Origin of the sequence: Microcystis aeruginosa NIES-843 (assembly GCF_000010625.1) — a bacterium.
GTDB lineage: Bacteria > Cyanobacteriota > Cyanobacteriia > Cyanobacteriales > Microcystaceae > Microcystis > Microcystis aeruginosa.
The window spans coordinates 2594488-2617715 of record NC_010296.1; the positions used below are offsets into that span (position 1 = coordinate 2594488).

Annotated in this window: 18 protein-coding genes, 1 tRNA gene and 4 pseudogenes; 16 read left to right on the plus strand and 7 right to left on the minus strand. The window is 41.1% G+C overall.

The genetic code is table 11. The features are described from left to right. Positions 1-34: 34 nt before the first annotated feature. Complete coding sequence (locus MAE_RS12425) at positions 35-562, minus strand: hypothetical protein (protein ID WP_002798966.1); 528 nt, start codon at positions 560-562, stop codon at positions 35-37. A 226-nt stretch (positions 563-788) separates the two neighbouring features. Continuing rightward, entirely contained in the window at positions 789-926 is a 138-nt protein-coding gene (locus MAE_RS33365; RefSeq protein ID WP_158303521.1) for a hypothetical protein, read from the minus strand. A gap of 42 nt (positions 927-968) precedes the next feature. Here MAE_RS33365 and MAE_RS12430 point away from each other — a divergent pair, with 42 nt between their 5' ends. From MAE_RS12430 to MAE_RS12440, 3 genes are read left to right on the plus strand one after another with little or no spacing between them, the layout of a single operon-like run. Next, on the plus strand, positions 969-1490 hold the full coding sequence (locus tag MAE_RS12430) for a lipolpp family protein (RefSeq protein WP_041804724.1): 522 nt from the start codon (positions 969-971) through the stop codon (positions 1488-1490). A 44-nt stretch (positions 1491-1534) separates the two neighbouring features. Next, the gene (locus MAE_RS12435) at positions 1535-1957 is read left to right on the plus strand and encodes a shikimate 5-dehydrogenase (RefSeq protein ID WP_041804087.1); all 423 of its coding nucleotides are present in this window, start codon (positions 1535-1537) and stop codon (positions 1955-1957) included. 57 nt (positions 1958-2014) lie between these two features. After that, a complete protein-coding gene (locus MAE_RS12440) occupies positions 2015-3562 on the plus strand; it encodes a protein kinase domain-containing protein (protein WP_012265879.1) in 1548 nt (515 codons plus the stop codon). Between the two features lie 48 nt (positions 3563-3610). On the opposite strand, the gene MAE_RS12445 is transcribed toward MAE_RS12440, so the two are convergent. After that, positions 3611-4423, minus strand: a complete 813-nt coding sequence (locus MAE_RS12445) for a rhodanese-related sulfurtransferase (RefSeq protein WP_012265880.1) — start codon at positions 4421-4423, stop codon at positions 3611-3613. A gap of 77 nt (positions 4424-4500) precedes the next feature. Here MAE_RS12445 and MAE_RS12450 point away from each other — a divergent pair. The 8 genes from MAE_RS12450 to MAE_RS35725 all read left to right on the plus strand — a co-directional run bounded on the left by MAE_RS12450 (position 4501) and on the right by MAE_RS35725 (position 14496). Beyond that, positions 4501-4573 (plus strand) — tRNA-Ala (locus MAE_RS12450). Between the two features lie 303 nt (positions 4574-4876). Further along, on the plus strand, positions 4877-5659 hold the full coding sequence (gene recO, locus MAE_RS12455) for a DNA repair protein RecO (protein WP_012265881.1): 783 nt from the start codon (positions 4877-4879) through the stop codon (positions 5657-5659). A gap of 22 nt (positions 5660-5681) precedes the next feature. Next, entirely contained in the window at positions 5682-7172 is a 1491-nt protein-coding gene (locus tag MAE_RS12460) for an MFS transporter (RefSeq protein WP_041804088.1), read from the plus strand. A gap of 181 nt (positions 7173-7353) precedes the next feature. Continuing rightward, positions 7354-7773 (plus strand): DUF4351 domain-containing protein, encoded by a 420-nt coding sequence (locus MAE_RS12465; RefSeq protein WP_231859777.1) that lies wholly within the window; start codon positions 7354-7356, stop codon positions 7771-7773. A gap of 125 nt (positions 7774-7898) precedes the next feature. After that, on the plus strand, positions 7899-8840 hold the full coding sequence (locus MAE_RS12470; protein ID WP_012265884.1) for a hypothetical protein: 942 nt from the start codon (positions 7899-7901) through the stop codon (positions 8838-8840). A 309-nt stretch (positions 8841-9149) separates the two neighbouring features. After that, on the plus strand, positions 9150-10106 hold the full coding sequence (locus tag MAE_RS12475) for a DUF4351 domain-containing protein (protein ID WP_012265885.1): 957 nt from the start codon (positions 9150-9152) through the stop codon (positions 10104-10106). Between the two features lie 50 nt (positions 10107-10156). Continuing rightward, positions 10157-11185, plus strand: coding sequence for a hypothetical protein (locus MAE_RS12480; RefSeq protein WP_012265886.1), 1029 nt, complete (start codon positions 10157-10159; stop codon positions 11183-11185). A gap of 131 nt (positions 11186-11316) precedes the next feature. After that, a complete protein-coding gene (locus tag MAE_RS35725) occupies positions 11317-14496 on the plus strand; it encodes a Calx-beta domain-containing protein (RefSeq protein WP_012265887.1) in 3180 nt (1059 codons plus the stop codon). A 31-nt stretch (positions 14497-14527) separates the two neighbouring features. Here the strand turns inward: MAE_RS35725 and MAE_RS12490 are convergent. After that, positions 14528-14935 (minus strand): annotated as a pseudogene (locus MAE_RS12490) (ISKra4 family transposase); the annotation flags it as partial. A 60-nt stretch (positions 14936-14995) separates the two neighbouring features. On the opposite strand from MAE_RS12490, the gene MAE_RS12495 reads away from it, so the two are divergent. Next, positions 14996-16153: an IS630-like element ISMae23 family transposase gene (locus MAE_RS12495; RefSeq protein ID WP_012264998.1), complete on the plus strand. Its 1158-nt coding sequence runs from the start codon at positions 14996-14998 to the stop codon at positions 16151-16153. A gap of 14 nt (positions 16154-16167) precedes the next feature. Here MAE_RS12495 and MAE_RS29555 read toward each other — a convergent pair. Further along, positions 16168-16823, minus strand: a pseudogene (locus MAE_RS29555) (ISKra4 family transposase); the annotation flags it as partial. Positions 16824-16966: 143 nt separating this feature from the next. Between MAE_RS29555 and MAE_RS12510 the strand changes: the two are divergent. Next, positions 16967-17764 (plus strand): annotated as a pseudogene (locus tag MAE_RS12510) (IS1634 family transposase); the annotation flags it as partial. Between the two features lie 193 nt (positions 17765-17957). Here the strand turns inward: MAE_RS12510 and MAE_RS12515 are convergent. Both MAE_RS12515 and MAE_RS12520 read right to left on the minus strand, forming a co-directional pair. Then, positions 17958-18776 (minus strand): caspase family protein, encoded by an 819-nt coding sequence (locus MAE_RS12515; protein ID WP_012265739.1) that lies wholly within the window; start codon positions 18774-18776, stop codon positions 17958-17960. Next, positions 18769-19890, minus strand: a complete 1122-nt coding sequence (locus MAE_RS12520) for a hypothetical protein (RefSeq protein ID WP_193763621.1) — start codon at positions 19888-19890, stop codon at positions 18769-18771. The genes MAE_RS12515 and MAE_RS12520 overlap by 8 nt, the downstream gene beginning before the upstream one ends. 183 nt (positions 19891-20073) lie before the next feature. On the opposite strand from MAE_RS12520, the gene MAE_RS35730 reads away from it, so the two are divergent. The 3 genes and pseudogenes from MAE_RS35730 to ilvD all read left to right on the plus strand — a co-directional run bounded on the left by MAE_RS35730 (position 20074) and on the right by ilvD (position 22986). Then, positions 20074-21000 (plus strand): M10 family metallopeptidase C-terminal domain-containing protein, encoded by a 927-nt coding sequence (locus tag MAE_RS35730; RefSeq protein WP_012265888.1) that lies wholly within the window; start codon positions 20074-20076, stop codon positions 20998-21000. 72 nt (positions 21001-21072) lie between these two features. Next, positions 21073-21150 (plus strand): annotated as a pseudogene (locus tag MAE_RS36425) (bluetail domain-containing putative surface protein); the annotation flags it as partial. Between the two features lie 150 nt (positions 21151-21300). Continuing rightward, positions 21301-22986, plus strand: coding sequence for a dihydroxy-acid dehydratase (gene ilvD, locus MAE_RS12530; protein ID WP_012265889.1), 1686 nt, complete (start codon positions 21301-21303; stop codon positions 22984-22986). The last annotated feature ends 242 nt before the right edge of the window (positions 22987-23228 follow it).

A 23228-nucleotide genomic window follows, 5' to 3' on the forward strand; every position in this document is an offset into this window, starting at 1 on the left:
TATATCTGCCGAAAGCCCCTCCTTTTCCTATCAATTAACGATTAGCTGGAGTGGTTAATCTTTGGTTAGGAATGGGGATTGGGGGAGCATTATTCGGCTCATCCTCGAAGGGTAAAGCAGGGGGAGGAGGAGGAGTGGTAGCACTGGGAGATGGTGCTGGAGATGGCGTGGGATTAACGGCAGCGGGGGGACTTTTCGGGGTGACTACGGGTGCGGGAGAGCTAAAACCGAGGAGAGCTTTGCCAAAGGGAAAAACATTAGCCCAGCGTTGAATATTGGGATGGCCAAACCAATCTTGACGGGATACCTTCACCGAGAGGAGAGGTGCGATCGCCCCTGATTTTTCGGCCGTTATCAATAAATCAATTTTATTAAGACCCTGTTGTTGATTAAAACGACTGATGATAGTTTTCTCTGCTAATTGCGATGCTCTAGTCAATAATCCTTCGTAGGATTCTCCCCGTTTAACTGTGATGGGAAGATTAACAGTGGATTGAGCAAAAACCACATCAACGGCGATAATTCCCGTCAGCAGCGTTAAAACAGTAATAGACTTGTACATAGGACAGACGGTTAAACAGACACTCCCTGGCTAGGGTCGGGATCTTCCCTGTTAGAGTTCCCCGATCGCTTTCTTAAATTACCACGATCGATCTCTGGCCACAATTGAAAATTTTCCGGTAGCAAAATCGTCCTTGGCTCCTAGCAATAGGCAATAGGGGAATAATTAGGGCTGGCTGAATAAATCTAAAAACTTTGTTGGATAATATCTTTAGGCTTTTTTGCCATCAAAAAGTGCCAGTCATTGGAGTGATCAGGGGGGAAAATTCCGGGACTTTTTCCCTGAACATTGGGTAATTGACCACCTGAAAATGGCTAAAACCCCACACCCGACACCCCACCCCCACGAAAAACTGTTTCAGCATAACCTAATTATATTTGGCTATATCGACCAGAGGGTTTTAATTATGACACAAACTAGCGAAACCGTTACCTATTCTCTCGAATCTGTCCTGACAAGGATCGAGAGTAAAATCGACAATCTCCAAAGAGATGTTAATCAGAAAATTGACTCTCTCCAAAGAGATATGGATCAAAAATTTGACAATCTCCAAAGAGATATGGATCAAAAATTTGACAGTCTCCAAAGAGATGTGGATCAGAAAATCGACAGTCTCCAAAAAGATGTTAATCAAAAATTTGACAGTCTCCAAAAAGATGTTAATCAAAAATTTGACAGTCTCCAAAAAGATGTTAATGATTTAAAGGTGGAAGTCACAGAAATCAAAGGAGATATTAAAACTCTTGATCAGAAAGTCGAAACAATGGATAAACGACTGGAAAAAGTCGAAGATAGTTATGCAATCCTAGTTAAAGATATTGCGGACTTGAAAGGGTTTAAATCTCTGATTATCCCCATGGTTGTAGCTTTTTTAAGTGCCGTGGTCACTTTGGGATTGCGCGGCTTTTTTCTTGGCAATAAACCTTGATTTTTTATTTCAAGAAAGTAGTTATTTTCAAGAGGTTTTTAATGATGACACAAACTAGCGAAACCGTTACCTATTCTCTCGAATCTGTCCTGACAAGGATCGAGAGTAAAATCGACACCCTCCAAAGAGATGTTAATCAGAAAATCGACAATCTCCAAAGAGATATGGAGCACAAATTTGACAGTCTCCAAAAAGATGTTAATCAAAAATTTGACAGTCTCCAAAAAGATGTTAATGATTTAAAGGTGGAAGTCACAGAAATCAAAGGAGATATTAAAACTCTTGATCAGAAAGTCGAAGCGATGGATAAACGACTGGAAAAAGTCGAAGATAGTTATGCAATCCTAGTTAAAGATATTGCGGACTTGAAAGGGTTTAAATCCCTGATTATCCCCATGGTTGTAGCTTTTTTAAGTGCCGTGGTTACTTTGGGATTGCGCGGCTTTTTTCTTGGCAATAAACCTTAAATATATCAGTGGATATTTTAATCATCAAGTTTATTTTGTACTCTACCAATAAAATCCATGAGTTTTTGCATTAATCCTCATTGTCCTAAACCGAAAAGTATCAAGGAGAGTCGTTACTGTCAATCCTGTGGTTCCGACTTGCTTTTAAATGGTAAATATCGAGTCACAAATTTATTGAGTGCCAAGGGTGGATTTGGTAATACCTATGAAGTGATAGATGAACATAAAATACCCAAGGTATTAAAAGTTCTTACCTACGATTCCAGCAAAGCTATTGATTTATTTCAACAGGAAGCCAATCTTTTAAAACAATTAAATCACCCCGGTATTCCCAAAGGAGAAAACTATTTTATTTATCATCCCCGGGAGAGTCAAACTGCTTTACACTGTTTAGTTATGGAGAAAATTGCTGGTATTGACTTAGAAGAATATCAAAAACAAAGAGGATTTAAACCGATTGATTATAATCTCGCTTTGGATTGGTTAACTCAGTTAGCTAATATTCTCCACGAGGTTCACAAACATAAATTCTATCATCGCGACATCAAACCCTCTAATATTATCTTAAAACCCGATGGTCAATTAGTTTTAATTGATTTTGGAGCGGCGCGACAAGTCACTAAAACCGTCCTAGCAGGAGGCAAAAATACAGGAATTTATACTCCCGGATATGCTCCTACTGAACAATCTCTTGGTCACTCTGTCCCCCAATCAGACTTTTATGCTTTGGGCAAAACTTTCGTCTTTTTGTTAACTGGTAAAGAACCCAGTGACCCGAAAATTTATAATATTAATACTAATGAATTTAACTGGCGTAAATATGCCCCAAAAATCCCTTCTCGATTAGCAGATTTTATCGATAATTTAATGGCAGAAAAACCTATTGATCGACCTAAAGACACCAAAACTTTGCTAAAAATTATTACCGATATTAAAGCCAATCCCCATCAACCTAAAAAAACTAAAAATTCTTCTCCTGAAAAACCTAAAATTATTGCTATTCCCAATCCTGCAATTATTTCTTTAATCGCTGCAATTTCTCCCAGTTATGCTGGGTTTTGGCTCCGGTTAAAAGCCTCTTTAATTGATTCTTTTATCGTTCTTATTATCGCCGCTTTATTAGGTGGTTATATCTGTTTTCGCTTACAACAATGGTCAACTTTTCAAGATTTAAACCTTGATTTTGATATAGCCAAAGAAATCTGGGTTTACTATGCAGCAGGATTAAGTGCAGCTGGAACAACAATTATCGGGGTTGCTTTATTTGTAGCAGCAATTATCTATAATATTCAAGCCAAAATTAACTTTACTCACGAACATATTGCCATCCTGACTGCTCTCGGTTTAGGAATAGTGATTAAATGGTTATATTATGTTTTCTTAGAATATCTTTTTAAAGCCACTATTGGTAAAATGTTTTTTGATTTATCCGTCACCGATAGCCAAGGCCGACGCATATCTTTTGCAAGAGCCAATCGCCGCTACTTACTAAAATTTATCTCCACTGCTCCCTTATATTTGGGCTTTTTACTGGCAGCCTGGACAAAGAAAAAACGCGCCCTTCATGACATGATTTCTGGTACACAAATCCGCAAAAAAAAGTAACCAGAACCTAGAAAAGTAGGGAGATGGGAGCAGGACGATAGGATAAAATCAACTACAATAGGGACAAGATATTCCCGCTTGGTAATTGGGGGATTGTTTATCTTTTTCATCGATGGGATGACCGCAAGCGGGACACATTTCATAATGTCCTACCTCTAAATTAGCTGTTAGTGCCACTCTTTGATCGAAAACAAAACATTCTCCTTGCCAAAGACTCTGATCGGGACTAACTTCTTCCAAGTATTTCAAAATACCTCCCTCTAGCTGATAAACTTGAGAAAAGCCTTGATTTAATAAAAAAGCTGCCGCCTTTTCACAGCGAATTCCCCCCGTACAAAAAAGAGCTATTTTCTTATTGTTAATACGATCAAAATTGTCGTAAATATACTCAGGAAATTGGCGAAAATGCTGGATTTCTGGGTTAAGCGATCCCGCAAAAGTACCGAGCGCCACTTCATAATTATTACGAGTATCGATAACTACCACGTCCGGCTCTTTCAGCAATTGGTTCCACTCTTCAGTTTTGAGATGAATTCCTGTTTTTTCGAGAGGATTAGCCTTGGGTTGACCAAAAGTCACAATTTCCTTTTTTAAGCGAATTTTTAAGCGTTGAAAGGGCAAATAATCACAAACAGACTCTTTCACCTCTAGATTAGCTAAACGAGTATCGGTTTTTAACCAACTAATCACCTCGGCGATCGCTAGACTGTTCCCAGCGATCGTTGCGTTAATCCCCTCGGCTGCCAGAAGAATAGTTCCTTTAATTCCTCTTTCTTGGCAGTATTTTTGTATTTCTGGCTGTTTTTGACGATAATCTGACAAAGCCACAAACTGGTAAAAAGTGGCGACTAGATAAGACATGGCAGGCAAGGGGAAAATTTACTTGTAATATTTTTCACTATAGGTTATAATAACGAGAGTGTCTCAAAAACCAGATCGGGGGTTTAGCTCAGTTGGTAGAGCGCCTGCTTTGCAAGCAGGATGTCAGCGGTTCGAGTCCGCTAACCTCCATAGCATCTCCCCCATAGTCCTGACTGATTCACTTTTGCTTGGTGATTAGCTCAAGTCTTTTTGGGAAGACAATTAGCTAGGGTTTGCTGAAAAAATCTAAAAACTTTGTTGGGTAAGACTTTTAAACCTTTTATCAATCAAAAAGTACCAGATATGGGAGTGATCGGGGGGAAAATTCAGGGACTTTTTCCCTGAAAATTAGGTAATTGACCCCCTCAAAATCGGTAAAACCCTACACCCTACACCCCACACCCCGCACCCTGTCCCCACCAACAAACTTGTTCGGCAAACCCTAATTATTAAATGATGTCTCGTACCTATCAAGCTACTGGAATCAATCTACAAGGAATGACCTTCGGAGAAGCCGATCGCCTCTTAACTATTTTGACCGCCGAGTATGGTTTAATTAGAGCCATCGCTCCAGGTGCGCGCAAGTATAAATCTTCCCTCCGGGGTAGAAGTGAACTATTTGTGGTCAATAATCTGTTAATAGTCGCAGGAAAATCCCTAGATAAGGTCGTGCAAGCCGAAACTATCGAATCTTATCCCAAATTAAGTCAAAATCTCGCCAAACTCACCGTTAGCCAATACCTCTGCGAACTGGTTTTGGCGATCGCACTGAGCGAACAACCCCAGAGGGAATTATACGAATTAATCTGCGGCCATCTGGCCAGAATTGAAGTCCTCGACGAGAATCAATACATACTTCCCTACCTTTGTCAAGCAATTTTTCATTTCTTAATAATTGCCGGCTTAGTGCCGCAAGTCCATAACTGCCTGTTGACGGGAAAAGCTTTAATTGGGGACAATTGCCTAGGATTTAGTTTCGAGGCAGGGGGCATAATAGATCTGGCTGCCCTCACAGAAACAATCAACCCGCCCAAAATCGATAGTAAACTGACGCGGCAAGAACTGCAATTACTGCAATGCCTAGGAAAAACCGATTTTCCCCCAGAAGAAAACCTTACCTCAGAACTAGCTTGGATTAACCTCGATCGCCTGCTGCGCCGCTATACTCAATATCATCTGGGAAAAACTTTTCGCTCCTCGGCATTAGTTGAGGGTTTATCTCCCTTAGAATTTTAAACAGATAGTAAAAGTTATCATAATGCAACTGTTTGACTCAGAAACTAGCGACGCTAATTCTAGCGACTCCTCCACTCCTATTTTTAATTCTTCCGATTCCTCACCGAGGCAATCCGACGCAGAAACCATGAACCGCTTGCCTAAACGTGCGCCCAAATCCAATCCTAGTCAGGGTTTTGCCCCAGTGCTAAAAAACCCGCGCTTTCTCACTCTCTGGGCGGGGGGAATTTTTTCCCAATTAGCGGATAAATTCTATTTAGTCCTGATGATCTCCCTAATTGCCACCCATTACCAAGAAGCCGATCAATCGATTAGCGGCTGGGTATCGGCGATAATGATTGCTAATACAATTCCGGCGGTGTTAGTGGGTTCGGTGGCGGGTGTATATGTTGATAGATGGTTAAAAAAACAAGTTTTAGTTATTTCTAACCTTTTACGCGGGGCTTTTGTCCTCGTCATACCCCTATTATTATGGTTAGTGCGCGAGCAAACTTTAGCGGTTCCCCTCGGTTGGTTGCCTGACGGTTTAAGAAATTGGCATTACCGGTTACAGGGAGAATTTAATTTACCCTTCGGTTTTTTCCTGTTGTTAGTCATTACTTTTCTTGTCTCCACCCTAACCCAATTTTTTGCCCCCGCCGAACAATCTACCCTGCCATTAGTGGTAAAACGTCGTCATCTTCTACCCGCTAATTCCCTCAACACTTTAACCACCATGGCAGTATTAATTATCGGTTTTGCCATCGGTGAACCGGTATTAGCTTTTGCTGATAGCATTTTCGGCACGAGAGCCGGACAATTTGATATTGGCAAAGTGATGATTGTCGGTGCTTTTTATATAATTGCCGGTTTAATTCTAATTATCCTGCGAACTAGCGAAAAATATGTTATTCCTACCGCAGAACAGCCCCATGTTTGGGAAGATATCCGCGACGGCATTCGTTACCTCAACAAAAATCATAAAGTTCGTAACGCTCTAATTCAATTAGTCATCTTATTCTGTATTTTTGCTGCTCTATCAGTATTAGCCGTCAGTATGGCGGAAAAACTACCCGGGTTAAAAGCTTCTCAATTCGGCTTTTTATTAGCCTCCTGTGGTGCAGGAATGGCAGTTAGTGCGATTACTTTGGGTTATTGGGGCCAAAAATTCTCCCACACCCAATTAAGTCTCTGGGGTTCCCTGGGTATGGCGGCAGCTTTAATCGGTTTATCTCTAGCCACAAAGAGTTTAATTTTAGCCTTCGCTATGACCGCTTTATTAGGGATTTTTGCCGCTTTAGTCGGGGTTCCCATGCAAACTACCCTACAGGCAGATACACCCCCCGAAATGCGCGGTAAAGTCTTTGGTTTAGAAAATAATGCCGTTAATATTGCCCTCTCTTTACCCTTAGCTGTCGCGGGTATCGCCGAAACTCAATTCGGACTCCGACCGGTACTATTAGCTTTAGCAGTTATGGCAGTTATCGGCGGCGGTTTTACTTGGTATGTTTCTCGCAATTTATCTAAAGATTAGCGGAACTTTTCAGTTATCAGTGATCAGTTATCAGTAATCAGTAGTTAGGAGTTAGGAGTTAGGAGTTAGGAGTCAGGAGTCAGGAGATTGAATAGAAAACGGGTTTCTTGAAGAAACCCGTTTTCTGGATCACCCTATTGCAGACAAAGAGCGAGCTAAGGTTAAGGCGGAATGTCTGCGCTTGTTAATCACTTTAAGGTTAGATGCGGCGAAAATGGAATTAATTTCTGGATTTATTGATACTTATCTCAATCTAAATCCTGCCGAAGAGATACAATTCCAAGAAGAGATTAGCACATTTAGTCAACCCGTACAGGAGGGAGTTATGCAAATTACCACCAGTTGGATGCGTCAAGGTATCGAACAAGGTATCGAACAAGGTATTGAACGCGGTATTGAACGCGGTATTGAACGCGGTATCGAACGGGAAAAGACATTGATTCTTCGTCAACTTAAACGAAAGTTAGGGGAGATTAATCCTTTATTAGAAACTCAAATTATGGAGTTAAGTATTGATGATGTCGAAGCATTAGGAGAAGCTTTATTCGACTTCTCTGCGGTTGAAGATTTAATCAATTGGTTAAATACTTTAACTGCCTAGCTTTGACGTTAGCGATCGCCTTTTGGAGAAAACGGGTTTCTTAAAGAAACCCGTTTTCTGCGTAAGTACAGTATATCACAAAAATTGCTTCGGTGGTTCAAGAGAACTGATAACTGATAACTGAAATGACTAACCCAAATACTGATTTTGATACTCCTTGGAAAGATGTCTTAGAAATCTACTTTGAAGACTTTGTTTCCTTCTTTTTTCCTCAAGCTCACGCGGGTATTGATTGGAATCAAGGCTTTGAATTTCTCGACAAAGAACTTCAACAAGTGGTGCGGGATGCTGAGTTAGGCAAACGTCTCGTCGATAAGTTGGTGAAAATTTATCGTATGGCGGGAGAAGAGACCTGGGTTTTAATCCACATAGAAATCCAGGGTCAGCGAGAAATTGACTTTGCTGAACGGATGTTTGTCTATTACTACCGTATTTATGATCGTTACAGGCGTTCAGTAGCGAGTTTGGCAGTTTTAGGTGATGATAATGCTTCTTGGCGACCCAATCAATTTGAGCGTGAGTTATTTGATTGTCAAGTGAGTTTTCGCTTTCCGGTCGTCAAGTTGCTAGAATTTAAGCAGCAGTGGTCAGCTTTAGCAGCCAGCCGCAATCCTTTTGCTACAGTCGTGATGGCGCATCTCCAAGCTTTAGAAACTCGGCAAAACCGAAAAAAGCGCAAAGAAGCGAAATTAGCATTAACTAAACGGTTGTACGAACAGGGTTATCAACGAGAGGATATTATCAACCTCTTTAAGTTTATCGATTGGCTGATGAGCTTACCCACTGAATTAGAACAGGAGTTTCAACAGGAATTAAATCAGTACGAGGAGGAAAAACGAATGCCTTATATTACCAGTGTTGAAAGAATGGGAATGGAAAAAGGGATGAGAGAATCTGTCATTGATGCCCTTGAGATTCGGTTTGAGAATGTGCCTTCTGAACTGGTTAATAAGATTAGCCAAATTCAAGACACTTCTCTTCTGAAAAATCTCTTAAGACAAGCGATTACTCTTGACTCAATCTCAGATTTTCAGGACTATTTAAATCAGTTAATCAAACCTGAATAATTCTGGTTTGTCCCCCAGCTTACCCTCAATATCAAGAAAACGGGTTTCTTCAAGAAACCCGTTTTCTGGATTTCTGATGATCGCCTGTTGGGAAAAATTTGTAGCTTATTATACAGACTTATACGGTGCGTTACGCTAACGCTAACACACCCTAAGAGTGAGCTAACCCGCTCCACTTTTGTCCACTTTTATTGATTTAATGTCCACTTTTACTGTAAGTCTTGTCAAGTAACCTTAAACTTGTTAGAATCAAAAAGTTATTATTTTCTGGTAGTCATTCATCGCTCAGATTAGTTAAGATGATATTACATGACTAATAATATTGACCATGATCGCTTATTTAAGGAGTTAATCTCCACCTTTTTTGTCGAATTTATTGAGTTATTTTTTCCTCAAGTAATGGATTATTTAGATAGGGACTCGATTACTTTTTTAGACAAAGAAGTATTTACTGATGTCACGGAAGGAGAAAGGTATGAAAGCGATTTAGTAGCACAAGTTAAGTTTCGCGGAAAAGAATCTTTCTTTCTGATTCATGTCGAGGCGCAGGAAAGTTCTCGAAAATGGTTTAATCGGCGAATGTTTACTTATTTTGCTCGCTTTCATGAGAAATTTGTCTTACCGATTTATCCGATTGTAATTTTTTCTTACTCCCAGCCCAAAAAAGAAGCAATTAGTCAGTATGTAGTCGATTTTACCGATTTTAAGGTGTTAGAATTTAACTATCAGGTAGTGCAGTTAAATCGATTAAATTGGCGAGATTTTCTCAATCAGCCAAATCCGGTTGCTTCAGCTTTGATGGCTAAGATGAACATTGCCGAGAAAGAGCGAGCCAAAGTTAAAGCGGAATGTCTGCGCTTGTTAATTACTTTAAGGTTAAATCCTGCGAAAATGGAATTAATTTCTGGATTTATTGATACTTATCTCAATCTAAATCCGGTGGAAGAGATACAATTTCAAGAAGAGATTAGCACATTTAGTCAACCCGTACAGGAGGGAGTTATGCAAATTACCACCAGTTGGATGCGTCAAGGTATCGAACAAGGTATCGAACAAGGTATCGAACAAGGTATTGAACGGGGTATTGAACGTGAAAAGACATTGATTCTTCGTCAACTTAAACGCAAGTTAGGGGAGATTAATCCTGCATTGGAAACTAAAATTATGCAGTTAAGTATTGATGATGTCGAAGCATTAGGAGAAGCTTTATTCGACTTCTCTACGGTTGAAGATTTAATCAATTGGTTAAATACTTTAACTGCTTAGTTCTTATGTTAGCGATCGCCTTCTGACAACAACCCACTAAAATTGTCATAATGAAACAAACAACCGCCAATTATGATGAACCCTGGAAAGAAGCATTAACCGAGTATTTTGAAGCATTTTTATACTTCTTTTTTCCCGAAGTTCACCAACTAATTGATTGGACAAAAATTCCCGAATCCCTAGAAAAAGAACTCAAACGGATTACCGCTTCAGCAAGGACAAAAAAACGTTTTGCTGACAAACTCTATAAAGTTTGGTTACTCAGGGGTGAAGAAATCTGGATTTTGATTCATATTGAAATTCAAAGTCAATACGAAGAAAATTTCTCTCAGAGGATGTATATTTATAACTATCGGGCCTTTGATTTGTATCAGAAACCGGTTATCAGTCTCGCTATATTAGGGGATGAACGAGTAAATTGGCGACCAGATTCCTATAATTATACTATCGCTGGTTGTGAAGTCAGCCTCAAATTCCCAACGGTTAAATTACTGGACTATGAGGAAAACTGGTCAGAACTAGAAACAAGTAGCAATCCCTTTGCTATAATAGTCATGGCACACCTGAAAACAAAAGCGACTACTGGGAAGCTGCCAGAACGGGAACAGTGGAAGTGGAGGTTAATCAGAGGATTATATGAAAAGGAGTTCGAGAGGGAACAAATAATTAAATTATTTGAAATCATCGACACAATGATGACTCTATCAACTAAATTACAGTCAAGTTTAGAAAGTAAAATCAAACAATTTGAGGAGGAAAGAACCATGCCTTTAATGAGTAATATGGAGTTACGGGGAAGGAAAATTGGTGAGGAAATTGGGGAGTTACGAGGAATAGAACGCGGTAGGGAAATCGGTAAGGAAATTGGTAAGGAAATTGGTAAGGAAATTGGCGCGTTAGAAAAAAGCCGCGATGACATAAAAACAGTTTTAACTGTGCGGTTTGGACAGATTTCTTCAGAAATTGAAGAGATAATCGGCAAAATGACTAACCCTACTATCTTAGAAGAGCTACTAAAATTAGCAGCTACCGCTAATTCTCTCGCAGAATTTAAGCAGTCTTTGGCAAGAATCCAATAATCTTATCCTAATATCTAGAAAACGGGTTTCTCAAAGGAACCCGTTTTCTGTAAATTTTTGTTATATCCCCCTTGAAAAATTGGCGCTTGTTGGGCTAAAATTATTAGCAATAAACTTTTGCTGTTACTGTCATGACTTCTACCCTGTTGTCGATTCTTCCTGTTGTTGACGATGTTTTGTTCAATTTCGCTCAATCTGATGGCTTTTGGGCAAATTTGGCCATCGCTTTTGGCACAAGTTATGATGTGGTTAAGGCGACGGAATTACAACAGCAGTGGCACAGCCGAAATTTTAGTCAAATTCCCCCGATTGAGGTACTCAGTGATGAAGTTTTGGGGACGGCGAATGGTGCATATTCCAGCAGTACGAATAAGATTTATCTATCAGCATCTTTTTTAAATACGGCCTCGTCAGCAGCGATAATTAATGTAATTTTAGAAGAGATTGGGCATTATGTGGATGCTCAAATTAATCCGGTGGATAGTGCGGGAGATGAGGGGGCAATTTTTTCAGAGTTGGTGCAAGGTAACAGTCTGGATGTGGCAACCTTAGACGCTTTACGAGCAGAGAATGACCAGACAACAATTATAGTAAATGGGGAAATTATTCAAGTAGAACAGGCAGATTTTACGGGGACTAATGGTAATGATAATATTACGGGAACTTCTGCAAGTGATAATATTTTTGGGTTAGATGGCAATGATACTTTAAGTGGTCTGGGGGGAAGCGATAATATTTATGGGGGTAATGGTAATGACTCTCTTAACGGTGGGGATGGAAGTGATTACTTTACCAACGATGCAGGTAATGACACGATAAATGGTGGTAGTGGGACTGATCGCTATGAGGTTGACTACAGTAGTGCTAGTAGCGGTTTAACCATGACCTACAATACCACTACCGGGAGTGGGACGATTACTGTCGGTACAGAAACTGATACCTTTACTTCGATTGAGAGTTTTAACGGGTTTAAGGGAACTGAGTATAATGATGTCATTTTTGGCGGGACAGAAAGTGAATTTTATTATTATTATGGCGCTCTCTCAGGTGGAAGTGGTAACGATACTATTTCAGGTAATGCTGGTTTTGACGAAATTTATGGAGAGGATGGGAATGATGTCCTCAATGGTGGTGCTGATAATGATCAACTTTATGGTGGTAGTGGGAATGATAGCCTCAATGGTGATGCAGGAGATGATTACTTTACCAATGAGGACGGTAATGACACGATAAATGGTGGTAGTGGGATTGATCGCTATGAGGCTGACTACAGCTATGCTAGTAGCGGTTTAACCATGACCTACAATACCGCTACCGGGAGTGGGACGATTACTGTCGGTACAGAAACTGATACCTTTACTTCGATTGAGAGTTTTGAAGGGTTTAAGGGAACTGAGTATAATGATGTCATTTTTGGCGGGACAGAAAATGAATATTATGAGGGTGGACTCAAAGGTGGAGGTGGTAACGATACTATTTCAGGTAATGCTGGTTTTGACAGAATTTATGGAGAAGATGGGAATGATGTCCTCAATGGGGGTGTAGGTAATGATCAGCTTTATGGTGGTAATGGGAATGATCTCCTCAATGGTGATTCAGGAGATGATTACTTTACCGGCGATGAAGGCAATAATGACACGATAAATGGTGGTGCTGGTAGTGATAGCTATCATGCTGACTACAGCTATGGTAGTAGTGGTTTAACCATGACCTACGACACCGCTGGGAGTGGAACGATTACTGTCGGTACGGAAACTGATACCTTTACTTCGATTGAGAGTTTTGATGGGTTTAAGGGAACTGATTATAATGATGTCATTTTTGGCGGTACAGCTGTTGAGCAACTCTATGGTAGAGAGGGTAACGATACCATTTCAGGTAATGCTGGTAGTGACTACATTTATGGAGAGAATGGGAATGATGTCCTGAATGGTGGAGATGGTTATGATGATCTTTATGGTGGTAATGGGAATGACACCCTACAAGGAACAGATGGCGGTACAGGAGAATCTGATTATTTAGTAGGAGGTTCAGGAAGCGATCGCTTTATTCTTGCAGATACGACAAAGACCTTCTATGATGACGGTTTGACAGCTACTGAAGGTACTAGCGACTACGCGGAAATTGCCGGCTTTAGCACGATTGATGATACAATTCAACTACGCGGTTCAAGTAGTGACTATCTCTTAACAGTTTCTGGTTCCACTACTAATCTCTACATCAACAAACCAGGAAGCGAAGCAGATGAACTGATTGCTTATATCAGTAATCAAACAGCATTAAGTCTAACTGCTAGTTATTTTAGCTATGTTTCTAGTCCTACTCTTCCCAGTATTACTCTTGCGGTTTCTCCCGCAAGTGTTACCGAAGATGGGACAACTAACTTAGTCTATACCTTCACCCGTACCGGAGTAACCACTGATGCTTTAACTGTTAACTATACAGTTAGTGGGACAGCAACCAATGGAACCGATTACGCTTCTATTCCCACCAGCGTCATCTTTGCGGCTAATTCAGCGACTGCGACGGTAATCGTTGACCCCACTGCTGACACAACAGTAGAAAGTGATGAAACTGTTATTTTAACCCTCGCTGCGGGGACAGGTTATACAATAGGTACGACCACCCCAGTGACGGGAACAATTAATAATGATGACAGTGCCTCTATTTCAATCAATGACGTAACTGTTAGCGAAGGAAATAGCGGGACTACCAATGCAGTCTTTACCGTCACCCTTTCCAATCCAGTTGATACATCTGTCACCCTCAATTACGCCACAGCCAATGGAACCGCTACGACAGCAGATAATGATTATACAGCGATTGCTACTACTCCCTTAACCTTCAATGTTGGGGAGACTTCTAAGACGATTACTGTTGCTGTCAATGGCGATACTAAAGTTGAAAATAACGAGACTTTCTTCGTCAATCTGAGTAACTTACAAGCCAATGGTCGTAATGTTACGATAACCGATAATCAAGGACAAGGTACGATTAATGATGACGATAGCACTGTCACCTCGCAACTCTCCATCAACGACATCACCGTGGTGGAAGGTCAAAATAGTAATGCAATCCTCACCGTCACTGTAAATAATCCAAGTACACAACAAATTACTGTCAACTATACCACTACAGCCATTGATGCTACCGCTAATGTAGATTACACTAGCAAAACTGGAACTATCACCATTGCACCTAATACTGCCACTGCTACTATTAGCATTCCCATCCTCAATGATAACCTCAATGAACCTGATGAAGCCTTTACAGTAACCCTGTCAAATGGGAGCATCTCACCTTTGCAATAAGTAGAAATGCTTAATGAGATCAATAAAAAAGTTAAAAAAGGCAACCATTTAGATAAGCACAGCGATGACGAAGGACTTGCGGTACATTACCAGATTCCCAACTTGCACCAGTAATTTTAAGACGATGAGCAATTTGTTTAATTTTTGATTCAACAGAGCCAGAGCCAATCGAAATGCCCTCTGCCTGCAAATAACCATAATTGACAATTCGATGTTTATGCTTGTTCAAATAAATAATAAAATTCTCCACTTGCGGCTCTGACCATCCCTCAAAACAGGAGATAGCAGCATCCACTTCCCCCTTCCATAGAAAACATTTTACCTCATCAATCCGCTGGAATGACCCGCCAACTTTATAGAGGTTTTCGATTAAATGATACCAATCCAATATTTCAATTCTTTCCTGTTTCTCTCCTATCTGACCAAATAAATTCCAGATAAGCTAAAACGCACTTAAACCACCTAAAATAGAAATAGTAATTTTAGAAAAATCCTACTTATGCCAGCAAAAGATTTCCTAGACTTAGAAGAAAAGAAAAACTTACAAAAAGCTCTTAAAGAAGAAGAAAGAGCAGAGGTTAGGGAAAGAATTTTAATGTTTCTCTTGCTAAACGACGGAAAAACTCAACGAGAAATAGCTGACTTTATTGGCTGTTCACTCAAAACGGTCGCCCCTTGGTGTGTTCACGGTGATCCTAACAATTTAGAAAGTCTAGAAGATGGGAGAAAAAATGGAAATCATAAAAAAGCCACAGAGGAATATATTAATTTACTATTAAAAATAGTTGATGAAGACCCGAAGGAATTTGGATATGAATTCGGGAGATGGACAGCGGCAAGATTAGCAGAGCATCTAGAAAAGGAAACAAGAATTAAACTGAGTGGCTCGCAAGTGAGAAGAATATTGAGAAGAAAAAAGTATGTGTATATCTGGGCGAAATATAGTCTAGAAGATAAGCAAGACAAGAAATTAAGAAAAGCATTTAAAGAAAAATTAGATGAATATTTAAGGTTGGCTAAAGAAAAGCCAGAGTCAATCCAGGTATGGTTTTGGGACGGGGCTTTCAAGGTGGCGACGCAGGTTCGCCACACAGCCCCTCATGAGTGTGGATTTAGTTTGAGAGTAATAAGAAGGAGAGCTTGGACAAAAAAAGGAAAGCGAAAAAAAGTGAATGGACAAAGAAAAAGAGGAAGGGTGAATGTGATGGGAGCCTTAAGATATAATGACAAAAAACGAGTCTGTTTTATGATCAAAAAAGGAAATTCAGAAACTTTCCATGAACAATTAAAGAAACTTCATGAAGAGATTCGTCAAGAATGGATAAACTTGGGAAATCTGCCCGAAGATTTTCGAGAAAAAGGACCGAAAATTATCATCATATTAGACAATGCTAGTTATCACAAAAAGAAAGATGTTATTGAGCAGGTGGAAAAAGAGTTGCCCAATATTAGGCTAGAGTTTTTACCAGCTTATAGTCCAGATTACAACCTAATAGAATTAGTGTGGCATTCCGCTAAAGAGTACATAGCTAATCGAGAATTTGAAAATAAAGAAGAACTGGAAAAAGTAGTCAATCAGCTTTTAAATGAAGGGGGATTGATTATTAAATGGAGTAGAAAACTTAAAAATAAGGGTAATGCTGTCAATGTAACTTAAATGCGTAAAAGCTTACCATCATGTCCATCTCCTAAACAAATTAAAGGTTCAGCCAAAACTTGAGAATTAACCAAATCTAATAAAGCCGAGTTATCTTGAAAAAAGGCCGCTACCCCCAGTTGATGAAAACTCACTGCTTTATAATCACGCCAAATCAAGGCTTTTCCCTTGGCAGTTCTTAGTCGTACCTTACCGCCATCTATGCTCATTTCTTCCACTTCGACTTCTGGGTTAGACGGTAATTCTTCAAAAGCATAGCGATGCACGAGGCGTTGTTGGGTACTGTGAGAAACAGCAATCCCTGTCAATGATTTGATTTTCTGCGCCGATTTCTCGTAGGATTCATCGCCACTTAATAACAAACAGTTCTTCTCTAACATTGGACTCATCTGAGTCCGAGGCTTTACTTCTAACTTCTTCGCTTGTTTTTCTGTAATTGGTAATTCCCCCAAAATACTTTTCACTTTTCTCGTCCGACCGGCGGTTTCTTCTGTGCTTGTTTTGACAAAAAAATACCGATTTCTGGGTTGACATAATGAATCATTAAATCTCTGACTGTCTCCTCTATCTCTCCCAAGTTATTAAATTTCTTAATTGGGGATTGCTCATAGAGACATTGCCCTAACTCTTGACATAACTCTTTAATTCTTTTTTCATTTTCTGATAACATTGAATTATTCCTCCTATCGAGCCATATTCTGAATTGTAAGCTATAACTATTATAATCTCATTTCTCTTTGTGATCAAGTTGAAGATTTTCTAGTTGTTGACGGCTATAAGCATTAATACTCATTGCATAAGTGAGATGCTCCCTCTAACTATGGGGGTATAGAACAAAGATGGTTGCTAGTTGAAAGTCAAGCTAGACAAGAATCAGACTTGAAAAAATTAGAGAAAAAAATCGAGCAGGAAAAGAATTCTGCCCAAGAAAAAATCCGGCAACTATCCCGAAGAGAATTTGAGAATAGAGCGGTGGCGTTGGCGATAGCCAAAGGATTATCTGACTCCTTAAAATCTCATCAGTTAACGGAGATTAAAGTCAATCTCATTCCGCCTGAGTCCCAGGGGTCAAAACTCAAATCAAAAGACGATTTACCCTCTCAAAGCTATCAAGTTCAAGCCGAATTAGAGTTGAATTTGGCAGCGATTGAGAGGCTAAAGAAACGAGCAGGACGATTCGTTTTAGCAACTAACGATTTGGAGAAAAAACGATTGAGCAGTGAGGATATACTCAAAAAATATAAGGGGCAACAAGCTCCAGAAAGAGGATTTTCTTTTCTCAAAGACCCCTGCTTTTTTGCTGACAGTGTCTTTCTCAAATCTCCCCATAGAATCGAGGTCATGGCCATGCTCATGGGCTTGTGCCTGCTGGTTTATACTATTGGTCAAAGACAACTTCGTTTAAGTTTAAAACAGCAGGAGACGGGACTGAAAAATCAGTTGGGTAAGTTAACTGACCGACCGACGTTACGCTGGATATTTCAGGGCTTTCAAGGGATTCATCTCGTCCGTATTCAAGACAATCAAAAGATTAGCAACTTAACGGATGAGAGGCGCAACATTTTGAGATTTTTCCCCAAACCTTGCCAGGAATATTATCTCTTATCTTGACCAGATGGATTGACTTCAAGGGGTGACAAAACAAAGCGAGCAACTGGAACATCTCCCCCTAGATGTTAAGTCTGATTGCCTAGTCATTCTCAACAAGCACTGTTTATTGAGAATGACCGGGGGAACTCTGAAATTTTCGGCTTAGTTGCCGGCAGCTTGCCGCCAACTCACTCCTCTAGATAAGTATTTTGACTCACGCCCCTTCCTCTTTTGAGACGTTGTGACACTTAGGGTGCGGAATGTGGGATAAAAGATATGAAGGAGTTTGCCTGGTTTGTTTATCTTCTCGCAGTTTGATGAACTTTTTCTGCACGGACTGCATAACTGACTCCAGATCTGGAGGCCAAACCTCTGTATCTTTTAATGAGTTCAATTCATTTAATAGTTCTCGTGAAAATATACCCGTTTGTTCGTCGCCTTTATTAATCGCATATTCTCCCGGATTAGCCGCCAGCATGACCATTTGTTGTTGACTTGGCAAATGTTTACCGATAGGGGGAAGATCGTCAGGTGGAGTTATCTTTAATAATTGGGAATTAGCGCAAGCATCGAAGATTAGTAACTGCTGAGGTAAATTTTTATATAAATCGGTCTGCATAGCATTAAGCTGGGCAGTTAAATTAAGGTTCTTCAAGTCCTCAATTGTCGCATCGGCATAAATCAATCGACGATCGCCTTGAGGGACGATCCAACCGTGTCCCGACCAAAACAAGAAAAACAAGCTTGCTGTTTTTTTTCTCGCTTCCTCGCGCAGAGCTTTATTGACTATATCTTTGGTCGCTTCTAAGGGTTTACTGTTGATCAGACTGGTAATCTCGTCAACGATTCCAGTATTGCGATCGAGTGGAGATGCGAAAACCGAAATATTTTCAGGAGGCACATTGCGATATCGTAACCATTGACAGAACCGATAAACATCATTGACCGGACCGTTCAAATCCGGAATAGCATTAGAATCGGCATACCTTTCAATGCCGACCAGAATAGCTTGCGTTGTCGATGGTTCAGCCATTAACTATCTTCTCCATCTTCTGCCAAACGGCATCCCAAACCTTGTCATTATTCCAATATGCACCGTGAGACTCGGGGAACGGTTGTTTACTGTCGATTTCCACATCTTCTATCTTTCCAGGGAATATTTTCTCATCCACATAACTGAGGAAATCGTTGCGATCATAAATATTTAACCAATCGGGGAAAGTATCCGGCAGCTTGGCATTGGGATTATATTCCATCCCCACCAAAGCATTCAGTTCATAAAGAATAGGAGATTGAGAACCGATCGTCACCAACAAAGCCACTTGTGGTAATTGTTGTTCTAATAGCAAATCGACGGCAATAATACCACCCAAACTATGGGCGATTAATACGGTGGGATATTCCAGACGTTCAACGGTTGTGCGAACAAAGTCTCTAAGCTTTTGTCCCCTTGCTTGATACATCAAAATATCTCCCAAAGTGCCACTATATTCTTCCGTGAATCCATTTCGCTTTCTTTGGAGATTATTCTGAATAATACGCCTGATCGTACCAGAAATCATCTCTTTTATGCCGGACAAAACTCCTTTTTCCGTACCCCCTAATTCCGCCGCTATTTGCTCGACAATTTGATCTCGTAATCCCCCATTAACCGATAAGGCGAATTCGCCATAGTTATCCCTTACCAAAATAGCACTCTGGGCTACCAGCGCACGGGCGATCGCTATGCGGTATTCTCCTAATGGTTCCGTGGCGGATTCGATCGCTTTTTGATAATCGCTTTCGTTGACGATAATGGATTGGGATTGACTAAAAAACTGGCCAATGCCAGCCTGATCGAGCATTTCTTGCAGATTAGAGGATGGATTTAAGGCTCGAACCCGATTATCCAAATCCTCGCCTAGCTTTTCCCCAAAAACAGCCCCTTTGTCCTCGGAACTTATGGTTAGGATTTGCAGTTCGATGAGTGGATCCTGATATAGTAACTCCCATAAACCCAGAACGTAGTCTTCATCAGTTAAATCGGTTTCTGAGGCTTTTTTTTGATCCGACACTGGAATAGATAGTCCCCCAGCATTTAACGTTGTGCCGAGGGAACCACCCCAGTAACACTTTTGAAAACGCAAATTTTCATTGCGTTCTTTCAATTTTCGGATAATGATACTAAAAGTTTTGCGGGAGCATCTCACTTACGCGATAAGTAATTATACTTAGCCTAAAAGCCACTCTTAATCGTGTCTTGGAACGAAATAGAGGCTTTTAAAGACTGCGTACATGGAGAATTAAAACAAGAATTACCCTCGAAAAGCCTATTTTTCCACTAAGTATTTATGCTCATTGCAAAGGTGAGATGCTCCCTGTCAAATGCGGTTAATGCTACCATCAATCCCGACGAAGCAATTGGACAAGTAATTATTACTGACACCCTACAAAGCAGCATTACTAGAACCTTACCCAATAATGTGGAAAACCTCAGACTAATTGGCAGTAATAATATTAATGGTACGGGTAACGCTGGTGACAATAAAATCACCGGAAATAGCGGTAACAATATCCTCGCTGGTGCTAATGGTAACGATATTTACTGTTTCAATGCTTCAACCCCATTAGGAAGCGATACCATCCAAGAAACTACCACTGGTGGTATCGATACCCTCGACTTTACTGGGACAAATACCGCAGTAAGAGTTAACTTGGGGACTACTGCTGTCCAAACCGCCGTCACCAATAATCTAAAATTGACTTTTTCGGCAAATAACACCATCGAAAATATTATTAGCGATAGCGGTAATGACCGACTAACCGGGAATAGCCTTAATAATACTCTAACTGGTGGTGGTGGCAACGATCAATTAACCGGTCAAAACGGAAACGATAGGTTAATTGGTGGTTTTGGTGATGATTTACTTACTGGTGGTAATGGTAGCGATAATTTTATCTTCAATAGTAGTAATTTAGGCATCGATGCCATCAGCGATTTCACTTCGGGCAGTGATAAAATAGTATTAAGTAAAGCCATCTTTACTGCCTTACAAAGTATCATTGGCAATGGCTTCAGTCAACCGGCTGAATTTGCCAGCGTCGCTGACGATGATTTAGTCGCCACTAGCAGCGCTTTTATCGTTTACAGTAACAGCAGTGGCAGTATTTACTACAATCAAAATGGTAGTGCTGCTGGTTTAGGAAGTGGCTCTGAATTTGCCAATTTGTTGACTGTTCCTACCCTGATAGCGGCTGATTTCGCACTGATAAATTAACCTTACCACAGAAATCGATACCATTCGAGCCTCGGTTAATTTGACTTTAGGAGCCAATGTCGAGAATTTAATGCAGCCACCGACGCAATTATCGAAATCACTGGATTAACAGGAACTCTCGATATTGCTGATTTTATAGTTGTACCCTGAATCATCCCACAGTTTTATATTTTCTTTAGAGATGGACTGTCCTAAAACCTGCTCAGAGCGGCCAAAAGTCAGAAAATAGAAATAAAGGTGCGATTGGAGAACTTGAGCCGCGATCGCACCCGTCAGCCGCCATTGGAGAAAGATAAAGTTATGGCAGATAACTACAGAAGTCGCATTGTTACCCAAGGTACCCAACGCAGTCCTAATCGGGCCATGTTAAGAGCGGTAGGTTTTGGGGATGAGGACTTTAGCAAACCAATCATCGGCATCGCTAACGGATTTAGCACCATTACCCCCTGTAACATGGGAATTAATGATTTAGCAATGCGTGCCGAAGCAGCCACGAGATTAGCGGGGGGAATGCCGCAACTTTTCGGGACTATCACCATTAGTGACGGGATTTCCATGGGAACAGAAGGGATGAAATATTCTCTCGTTTCTAGGGAAGTAATCGCCGATTCCATTGAAACCGTCTGTAATGGTCAAAGTCTCGATGGAGTCCTCGCTATCGGGGGTTGTGACAAAAATATGCCGGGGGCAATGATTGCCATGGCCCGGATGAATATTCCCGCTATTTTCGTCTATGGTGGCACGATTAAACCGGGGCGCTACAAAGATTGCGATTTAACCGTGGTCAGTTCCTTTGAAGCCGTGGGACAGTACAGCGCCGGTAAAATCAGTGAAGAAGACCTCATCGGAATTGAACGCAACGCTTGCCCCGGTGCTGGTTCCTGTGGTGGAATGTTTACTGCTAATACCATGTCTTCCATTTTTGAAGCCATGGGGATGAGTTTACCCTATTCCTCAACCATGGCCGCCGAAGATGCGGAAAAAGCCGATAGTACCGAAGAATCGGCCAAGGTTTTGGTCGAGGCGGTTAGAAAACAGATTCTCCCTAGCCAAATTTTGACCCGTAAAGCCTTTGAAAACGCCATTTCGGTAATTATGGCGGTGGGAGGTTCCACTAACGCTGTGCTGCACCTTTTAGCCATTTCCCGCACCATCGGGGTAGAATTATCGATCGATGATTTTGAAACCATCCGCCAGCGTGTACCGGTTATCTGCGATCTTAAACCCTCCGGGCGTTACGTTACCGTGGATCTGCACAAAGCCGGCGGTATTCCCCAAGTGATGAAAATTCTCCTGGTTAATGGTTTACTGCACGGGGATGCCCTCACCATTAGCGGTCAGACTATCGCCGAGATTTTAGCCGATATTCCCGACCAACCGCCCTCAGGCCAAGATGTTATCCGTCCTTTTAGCAATCCTGTCTATAAAGAGGGTCATTTAGCCATTTTAAAAGGAAATCTGGCCACAGAGGGGGCCGTGGCCAAAATTAGCGGCGTGAAAACTCCGGTAATCACCGGACCGGCGCGGGTGTTTGAATCGGAAGAAACCTGTTTAGAGGCAATTTTAGCCGGAAAAATTCAAGCCGGGGATGTGGTGGTTGTCCGTTACGAGGGACCAGTAGGCGGACCGGGTATGCGGGAAATGTTGGCCCCCACTTCGGCAATTATCGGCGCCGGTTTAGGGGATTCCGTGGGATTAATTACCGATGGTCGTTTTTCCGGGGGAACCTACGGCATGGTGGTCGGTCACGTCGCTCCAGAAGCGGCGGTGGGTGGTACAATTGCCCTAGTAGAGGAGGGGGATCAAATCACTATTGATGCTCGTCAGCGTCTCTTGAGTTTAAATGTATCGGAAGAAGAATTAACCCGTCGTCGTAACCATTGGCAACCGCGCCCCCCACGCTATAAAACGGGAATTCTCGGCAAATTCGCCAAGTTAGTCTCCTCTAGCAGTCTCGGCGCTTTAACGGATCTGAATCTGTTCTAAAAGTATAACTAGGGTTTGCTGAAAAAGCTTTTCCTGGGGGCAGGGTGTGGGGTGTGGGGTGTGGGGTGTAGGGTTTTACCGATTTTCAGGTGGTCAACTACCTAATTTTCAGGGAAAAAGCACCCACTGCCCACCGAACAATCCCACTGATAACTGATAAGACTGACGGCTCTAATTAAGTAGGTGGGTGGAATTAAATATAAGATGAACGTAGGTTGGGTTGAAGCATGAAACCCAACCCC